Source organism: Frankia sp. AgB1.9, assembly GCF_016786355.1.
Lineage (GTDB): Bacteria > Actinomycetota > Actinomycetes > Frankiales > Frankiaceae > Pseudofrankia.
In genome coordinates, this window is sequence record NZ_JADWYX010000223.1 from 1 (window position 1) to 7524 (window position 7524).

8 protein-coding genes are annotated in these 7524 nt (G+C 73.1%); 3 read left to right on the forward strand and 5 right to left on the reverse strand.

Going from position 1 to position 7524, the window contains the following annotated elements; genetic code table 11:
• Positions 1-121: 121 nt before the first annotated feature.
• From I6A60_RS40290 to I6A60_RS40310, 5 genes are all read right to left on the reverse strand, one after another.
• A complete protein-coding gene (locus I6A60_RS40290) occupies positions 122-379 on the reverse strand; it encodes a hypothetical protein (RefSeq protein ID WP_203011653.1) in 258 nt (85 codons plus the stop codon).
• 297 nt (positions 380-676) lie between these two features.
• On the reverse strand, positions 677-2152 hold the full coding sequence (xerC, locus tag I6A60_RS40295) for a tyrosine recombinase XerC (protein ID WP_203011654.1): 1476 nt from the start codon (positions 2150-2152) through the stop codon (positions 677-679).
• Between the two features lie 95 nt (positions 2153-2247).
• On the reverse strand, positions 2248-2469 hold the full coding sequence (locus I6A60_RS40300; RefSeq protein ID WP_203011655.1) for a helix-turn-helix domain-containing protein: 222 nt from the start codon (positions 2467-2469) through the stop codon (positions 2248-2250).
• 248 nt (positions 2470-2717) lie between these two features.
• A complete protein-coding gene (locus I6A60_RS40305) occupies positions 2718-3647 on the reverse strand; it encodes a TRM11 family methyltransferase (RefSeq protein ID WP_203011656.1) in 930 nt (309 codons plus the stop codon).
• Positions 3640-4194: a hypothetical protein gene (locus I6A60_RS40310; RefSeq protein WP_203011660.1), complete on the reverse strand. Its 555-nt coding sequence runs from the start codon at positions 4192-4194 to the stop codon at positions 3640-3642. The genes I6A60_RS40305 and I6A60_RS40310 overlap by 8 nt, the downstream gene beginning before the upstream one ends.
• A gap of 400 nt (positions 4195-4594) precedes the next feature.
• Between I6A60_RS40310 and I6A60_RS40315 the strand changes: the two genes are divergently transcribed.
• The 3 genes from I6A60_RS40315 to I6A60_RS40325 form a co-directional block, all read left to right on the forward strand.
• Positions 4595-5320: a hypothetical protein gene (locus I6A60_RS40315; protein WP_203011657.1), complete on the forward strand. Its 726-nt coding sequence runs from the start codon at positions 4595-4597 to the stop codon at positions 5318-5320.
• 179 nt (positions 5321-5499) lie between these two features.
• Positions 5500-6051, forward strand: a complete 552-nt coding sequence (locus I6A60_RS40320) for a pilin (protein ID WP_307874120.1) — start codon at positions 5500-5502, stop codon at positions 6049-6051.
• Between the two features lies 1 nt (position 6052).
• On the forward strand, positions 6053-7524 hold a 1472-nt coding region (locus I6A60_RS40325; RefSeq protein ID WP_203055876.1), incomplete at its 3' end, for a hypothetical protein.

Consider the following 7524-nt stretch of genomic DNA (forward strand, 5'->3'; position numbering starts at 1 on the left):
GGCTCTGGTTACACCCCCCCGGCCCGGGGGCGGGCCCGCGCCCGGGGGGGGGGCGGCAGCGCCCGGCTGGGCCGGCCCGGTTCCCCGCGGCCGTAGGGCCCCCGGGAACGGGTGGGTGGGGCTATGCCCCGGCCGGTACCGGTACCGGTGCGGGGACGGGGACGGGGACGGCGTACAGGGCCCGCCGGCTGACGTAGTGGTCGGTCAGCCACGACTCGATGCAGTCGGGGCAGATGGTCAGGTCGTGGGGGCCTTCGTAGTCGTCGGGGCTGTCGGGGCCTAGCTCGGGGCAGCCGTCGGGGTAGTAGTCGACGGTCGCGGGTTCGGGATCTTCGTCCCCTTTGGCCGTGACAATCACGACCAGCGTTTCGGCGCGCAAATCAAAACCCCTTTTCCGATGGGAATGCCGCCCGTTTTGGCGGGCCGGGCGGTCGCACCGTAAAAACCGCCCAATTTTCTAGTCAAGCCCCCCGCCGAATATTGCATGAAAACCTTTCCCGGCGGTCATTTAAAAGGTGTGTCCGTTCGGGGTGCGGGCCGGCGTCGTTCCGTTCGCGTGTGGGTCCCGGGTGCGCCGGGCGGCGGCGGTGTGGGCACGCCGTGGGGTGCGGGGCCACACCGTCGGGGCCGCACGCCCAGTGGCGCGTCGGCGGGCGTGCGGCCCCGGTGGCGGCGGTTAGGAGGCTTTGCCGTGCTGTTCGTCGCGGGGTGGCTTGTTTCTGGGGATGAGGCGGGCGACGTTTTCGGCGATCTCGCGGGCGAGTTCGGGCAGGACGTGGGTGTAGGTGTCGGCGGTGATGGTGATCGAGGAATGGCCCAGGAGTTCCTGGACGGCTTTCAGGTCGGCTCCGGCGGCGAGCGCGAGGGTTGCGGCGGCGTGGCGTAGGTCGTGCAGCCGGATCGGGGGCAGTCCGGCTTCGTGCTGGAGCGCGCGGAAGCGGTCGGTGACGTGGTCGGGGTTGAGTGAGGCTCCGGCTTCGTCGACGAACACGAGGCCGGTGTCGGGCCAGCCGGGCCCGGCTTCCAACCGGCGGGCGTTCTGGCGGGTGCGGTGTTCGCGCAGGGCGCGGACGGTGCCGATGTCGAGGGGGATCTGGCGGTCGCCCGCGTCGGACTTGGGCTTCTTGAGCTGGGTGCCTTTGCCTTCCTGGACGATCTGCCAGCGCACGGTCAGCGAGCCGTGGGTCAGGTCGAGGTCGGCCCAGTGCAGGCCGCACGCCTCGCCACGGCGCAGGCCCCGGTGGGCGATCAGGTGGTAGAGGGCGTAGAGGTCGTCGGTCTCGGCGTGGTCGAGGAACGCCCCGACCTGGATGGGCGTCCAGACCATCACCGGCGAGGGCACCTGCCCGGTTTTCTGCCAGTGCAGGACGCGTTCCTCGATCCACAGCAGCGCCTTGGGCCGTTTGCCCGAGGCGAGCTCCACGAACTTCGCCGGGTTGTGGGCGATCAGCCCGAGGCGGATGGCGTGGTTGAGCGCGGCCCGCAGGGTCGCGCGGATGCGCTGCTTGTTCGCCGCCCCCATCACCCGCCGGCCTTGCAGGGCCTTCTTCTCGGTGGGGGTGCCGGTGGCGCGGATGCGGCGGATGGTGTCGTTGCGGGCGTCGATCGCGTCGAACATGTCGTCCAGGTGCGTGACCGAGAGCCGGTCGAGCCGGATGTGGCCGATCGCCGGGATCAGGTGCAGCCGGATGTTGACCTCGTAGCCGGTGGTGGTCGAGGTGGCGATCTTGCGCCGTCCGGTGAGCCAGGTCGTGAGCCACTCGCCGACGGTGATCGTCGGGGAGAGGTCCGCGCGCCGCTGGTAGCGCCGCTGGATGTCGGCGACCTCGGGCAGCGGCAGGTTGGTGCGCAGTGTCTGCAGGATCAGCTCGGCGATCCGCAGGCGGGTCGCGGTGTCGTCCGGGTCGGCGATGGCGATCAGGGTGCGGATGCGGTCGACGTCGTCCTGCGCGGCGGTCTGGCTGGCCAGCCCCGTGCGGCGGGCCAGCTGGCGGCGCCCGCCGGGCGTCGGGGGCAGGTCGACCTGGTAGGCCCAGGCCCCGTGGTCCCCGCGCCACGCGCCGCCGCTACGCCGCAGCTTCGGGCAGCGGGTACCGAGCTGGCGGCCGGCGTCGTCGCGGCAGCCGCACCGTTTGTAAATGGTCCCATCCATGGGTCTCACCGTTCTTCGCGTAAAAGAATTTCCGGTTCGTCGGAAAATCGGGCGGGAATGCCCGCCGCGTATTGACGCTCGATCGGTTTTTGCTGTCAAGCGACGGATTCCGGGCCCGGTTCGATGCCGAGAAGGCGCATCAGGTCGCTGGTGCGGACGCGGTAACGGCCGGCTATCCGCATGACCGGTACGGGGAATTCGTCGCGGCGGGCGAGGTCGTAGGACTTGGAACGGCCGATACGGAGGATTTCCCCGGCGGTGACGAGGCCGACGACGACACCTAGGCCGCGGATCTCCGCGGCACTCCACGTCTTCATCACAGTCCCTGACAGGCGAGTCGCGAGGGGGGGCGGCCCGGCGGCGGGCTGGCGTGGCCCGCTGCCCGGCCCCGGGGCGGGTGGCCTGCGCGCTGCGGCGCGGGCCCGGCCGGGCCCCGGGGGCGGGTTTGGTCTGAAGGTCATCTGAAGGTGATCTGAATGTGGTTGTCGGCGCAACTTTATTCAGATCATCTTCAGGGACCGGCGGGACGGCCCGGGTCTAGCTGAATGTCCAGGTAGGGGCCGGTTCAGACACCACCGGTGCCCTCGGGCGGAGGGTCTTCCGCCGCTGTTGGGTTCGCCGGGCTCGGCGCCGCGCGGAAGATCAGGAGGTCCTCGTGGGCGGCGACGTGTTGGGGGGTGCCGCGTGCCCAGGCGGTGCGGGCGTTGTGTAGCGCGAAGAACGACGGCCGGGGGATGAGCTGGTCGTCGCGCAGTCCGGCGAGTAGCGCGACGGCCCGGTCGGCGCGGGTGAGGCCGGCGGCGGTGGCGTGGCGGGTGACCGCTCCGGGCAGGTCGATCAGCCGGCCCCTGTCGCGGATCGGGCGCACGGTGATGGCGACCAGCCCGCCCGGGCGCAGAAGTCCCACGGTCGCGGCGAGGATGTGTTGGAAGGCGCCGAGTAGGTCGGTCAGGTCGGCGTTGGCGAGGTTTCCCGACCGGGCCTGTGAATACCGGTAGTCGCGTTTGCTAACACCGTTGTCCCGGTCGGCGTGTATCTGGCCGTGGGTGACGTTCCCGTAGGGCGGGCTCGTCAGCACGAGCGTGACGTTTCCCGCCACCGGCCTCCCGTCGGGTGCGGTCCTTTCCTGGGTGAGGGCGGTCAGGTCGCGGGCGTCACCGGTCAGCACGACGGCTTTCCCGGTGGCGCCGTGGGTTTGCGCGTGGGCGAGGTTCGCGGCGGTGACCGCCGCCCAGCGGGACTCGTACTCGACGCCGAGCGCGTGCCGGCCCAGGTGGACGGCCTCCACGAGGGTGGTCCCGATCCCGCACATCGGATCGCACACCAGGTCCCCGGGCTGGGTGAACGCGGCGATGGCGTGGGCGGCGACTGCGGGCAGCATCTTGCCCGGGTGCGCCATCGACGCTGACGTGTAGCGGCCGGCGCGCTGCTGGCGAGGATGGACCTGGCCGGTCGCCCACACCGTCGCCGGCCGCCGGTCGGTGGGGTCAGGCACGGTCGCCTCCGGGGGTGGTGAAGACCGCCACGTCGGTATGGACCGCAGTCAGCAGCCCACCGGTCGTGGCGTCGCGGGGTGGGGTGAGGGTGCCGTGGCGGATCGGGACGGCCAGCGCGACCAGGTGCTGCAGGTAGCGCAGCCCGGCCGCCTCGCCGGCCCCGATCGCGGTCGCGAGCGGGTCCCGGGGCCCGGCGGCCGGCGGGTGCACGCACGCGAGAAACCCGCCGCCGGTGAGCAGGCGGGCAACGGTGGCGAACCGGGCCAGCAGCTGCTCGGCGGGTGCGGCGGGCGGGTGGTCGATGACCAGGCCCACCGGCCCGGTCGGGGTGTCGCCGGCCAGGACGGCGGCGGCGGGACGGGCGGTGTAGGGGCGGTGTAGGTAGCCGGCGGCGTCCGCGTAGCCGGCCGGTCCGTCGAGGGCCAGGACGCGGTCGCCGGGCTTGCTGAACGTGGCGATCAGCCGGGCGGCGACCCCCGGCGACAGCACGCCGGGGGTCGTTGCCGTGGGCGTCGGCCACACGGTGAGCGGCACGAGACTCGCCACGTCGTTCGGGTCGCTGGCATGAGCACTGTTGTGAGCGGATGGCACGGGGTTTCTCCCGAGAAGGGGTGTGGCGGAACGCCCCAGAGCCGCGAACCCCAGCAGTCTTTCCAGGTGAGGGAAAAACCGGCTGGGGAGGGCGGGCGAAGGGCGCCGCCTTGTGATGCACCCCGAGTGCACACCACCCCGCCTGAAGGTGATCTGAACCGCCCCGAGTTTCCACTCGCCCTCTCTGAATGTGCGCGAATCCCGTTGTCTGAAGGTGATCTGAAGGTGCGTTCCCGGCCTGCCTGAACCCGCAGGTAGGCGGTCATGTTCAGATCACGTTGAGATCACCTTCAGGCCAGGTGGCGCCTACTCGGTCCCGTCACGGAAATTGCCTCACGACGGGAGCGACTCGGCGATGCCCACGGATACGAACCCCTCCGCGCTCGACACCGCGGAAGAAACCTTTCTCAGCCTCACCGGAACACCCCCCGGCCTTTGTCTCGACGGCCGAACCGTGCACGGCGAACTGCCGGCCCGCCGCGTCGGTCTGCGGGAGCTGCGGGTCGCCCTGGGCCAGCCCCGCTGGTCGGCCGGCGCGCGAGACGCGCTGTGGACCGCTGTCCTCGCCCACCGCGACGACCCCGCGTGGCTGATCGGCGCGACCGGGCTCGCGATGGCCCCGCTACGCCACATCGCCGCCGCCCTCACGACGGTCCGGGTGGAGAAGGCCGACCTGGAGGGTGAGGTCCTGACCGGCTTCGTCGCCCAGATCCGGGCTGCGACCGGGCCGGCCCGCGAGGCGGTGCTGCTGTGGGGGGCGCTGCGCGCCGGCCTGGCCGCCGCCCACCACGACGCCCTCGTCCGGCTGACCTACGGCGCCTGCCTGCCCCTGCTCGCCGCGATCCCCACCGCGCCCTGGCTGCCCGGCCCGCAGGCGATCCTCCAGCAGGCGGTGCGTCTCGGTCTGATCAGCGCCCTGGAATACCAGCTGATCCACGAGACCCGCGTGCAGGACCGCCGGCTGCTCGACTTCGACCCTGACGCCGGTGAGGAGCTCGCGGTCATCCGGGCGAAGGCCGAAGGCCGCCTCGTCACCGCGATCCTCGACGGCCGCCTGGCCCCGACCGGCGGCCCCCGATGAGCCGCCACCCCAACCCCGACACGGGCACGGACACGGACTCTGGCGTTGGTGGCCTCGCCGTCGCCGGCGAGGGGACCGGTCACCCCGCCGCGACGGCGAGCACGGCTCACGCCTGTCCTGACGTGGACCGTGGATCGGTCTCGGGGTGCGAGGCTGGCGGGTCGGCGGCTGGCTGGTTCGTGGCGACGGTCTGTGTCACTGCCTGCGGGTCGTTGCTGCTCGGGCTGGTCGCGACCGGCGGGCAGGTCGGCTGGACGGACTGGTGGCCGTTGGCCGCCCGGCCGTTGGTCGCGGGCGCTGCGGCGGGATTCGCGGGCCTACTCGTCGCCCGGGCCGTCGGGCCGGGCCCCGACGGTCCGGTGTCGCGTCGTTGGCGTTGGTGCGCCTGGCTGGCCGTGGTCCTGGTCCTCGCGGGACTGCTGGTCCTCCTCGGCAGTGAGGTCGCGTCCGCGGCGTCGCCGGTCCCACCCGCACCGCCGCCGGCTCCGGCGCCGCGTGACGCCGACCTCAACCAGGTCCTCACCAACGTGCGGAACTGGCTGATGGGGTTCCTCGCGGCCGGCGCCACCCTGTTCTTCACCGTCGGCGCCGTCCGTTACATGGGCTCCGGGACGGACCCGGGCGAGGTCGACGCGGCGAAGCGCTGCTTTCGCAACGCCGCCCTCGGCTACGGCCTCGCGATCCTGGCCCCCCTGCTCCTGACCGCGCTGCGCTCCGTCGTCGGCGGCTGACATGGCCACCCCCGACCCCACCCACCCGACACCCACCCGCCGACGACGGGCGCGGCCGGGGCGCCGCCTCCTCGCCGCCCTAGCGTTCGCCGTCGCGGCGCTCCTGGCCCTCACGCTGTGGGCCGCCAGCCCGGCCACCGCCGCCACCCCGGCGACCGCCACTACCCCGCCCCCGACCGGGGCCCTCGCGCCACCCGTGTCCGCACCGGTGACGCCGCCGTCGACGCCTGGCCTCGACCCCGCCTACCCGACGGTTCCTGCGCCTGCCTCCACGCCGCCGGCGGCGTCTCCGACTCCTGCCGACACCGACAGCGGGAGCGGAGGTGGGGGTGGGGGTGGGTTGTTCGGCTGGCTGTCGGGGGCGACGGACCTGCCCGGGATGGTCTCGAAGGCGATCAACACCTGGCTTGCCGGGATGGCCCGCGACGCCGCCCAGCCGGTCCTGCGCCTGCTCGGCCAGACCCTGCTGTCCACCCCCGACGTGACCACCGAACCGCAGGTCCGCCAGCTGTGGGCCGCAAGCCTGATCATCGCGGACAGCCTGTTTCTGCTCGTGCTGACGGTCGGCGCGGTGGGGGTGATGGGCGAGGGGACGGTCCACGGCCGGGCGATGGCCCGGGAGTTCGCCCCCCGCATGACGATCGCCCTCGCCACGGCGCATCTGAGCTTGCCGCTGATGGGCCAGGCCATCACCCTGTCCAACGCCCTCGAACGCGCGATCCTCGGTGGCCAGGTCACCGCCGACGGCGCCGCGAACCTGCTCGCAACGACGCTGCTCGTCGGCCGCGGCGTCCCGGTCTACCTGCTGCTGCTGGGCTTGGGCGTGCTCGGGATGGCGATCGCACTGATCGCCGCGTGGATCATCCGGATGATCCTCATGATGGTCCTCGCGGTCGCCGCGCCGCTGCTGCTGATCTGGCACGGCCTGCCCTGGACCGAGGCACTCGCCGCCCTCTGGTGGCGCGCCCTGGGCGGCTGCCTGGCGATCCAAACTGGCCAGGCCCTGCTCCTGCTCGTTGGGGTCCGGGTCCTGTTGTCCGACCACGGCCGCCCCGACTGGCTCCCTCCAGCCGGTGGGCTGGTGAACACGTTGACCGCCGGGGCCCTGTTCTTTCTGGCGATCCGTCTGCAGGGCTGGGTCAGCCAGCTCGTCCTGCGCGCGACCGGCGGCAGCAGCCGCTCCGCGCTACGCACCCTCGTGCAGTACCGGTTGCTGCGCCAGGCCACCCGGCTGATCGGCTCCTCCGCCGGCCCGGCCGGCGCCGCCCTCGCTGCCGGTGGCCGCCGCCCGACCGGCCGCCGCCCACCCGGACCGGGACGGCCGGGAACGGGAGGGGCGGGCCGCCGCCCACCCGGACCGGGACGGCCGGGAGCCGGAGCGGCGGGCCGGCGCCCGGGCGGCCCCCGTCCTGCCGGCCCCGGCCAGCCCGGACGCGGCCCCACCCGGCGCGGTCCCGCCGGCCCCGGTCCCGC

What these genes read in the sequence shown, in the direction of transcription:
- xerC (WP_203011654.1), bottom strand. Translation starts at nt 2,152, where the DNA reads ATGGATGGGACCATTTACAAACGGTGCGGCTGCCGCGACGACGCCGGC.
- I6A60_RS40300 (WP_203011655.1), bottom strand. Translation starts at nt 2,469, where the DNA reads ATGAAGACGTGGAGTGCCGCGGAGATCCGCGGCCTAGGTGTCGTCGTC.
- I6A60_RS40315 (WP_203011657.1), top strand. Translation starts at nt 4,595, where the DNA reads ATGCCCACGGATACGAACCCCTCCGCGCTCGACACCGCGGAAGAAACC.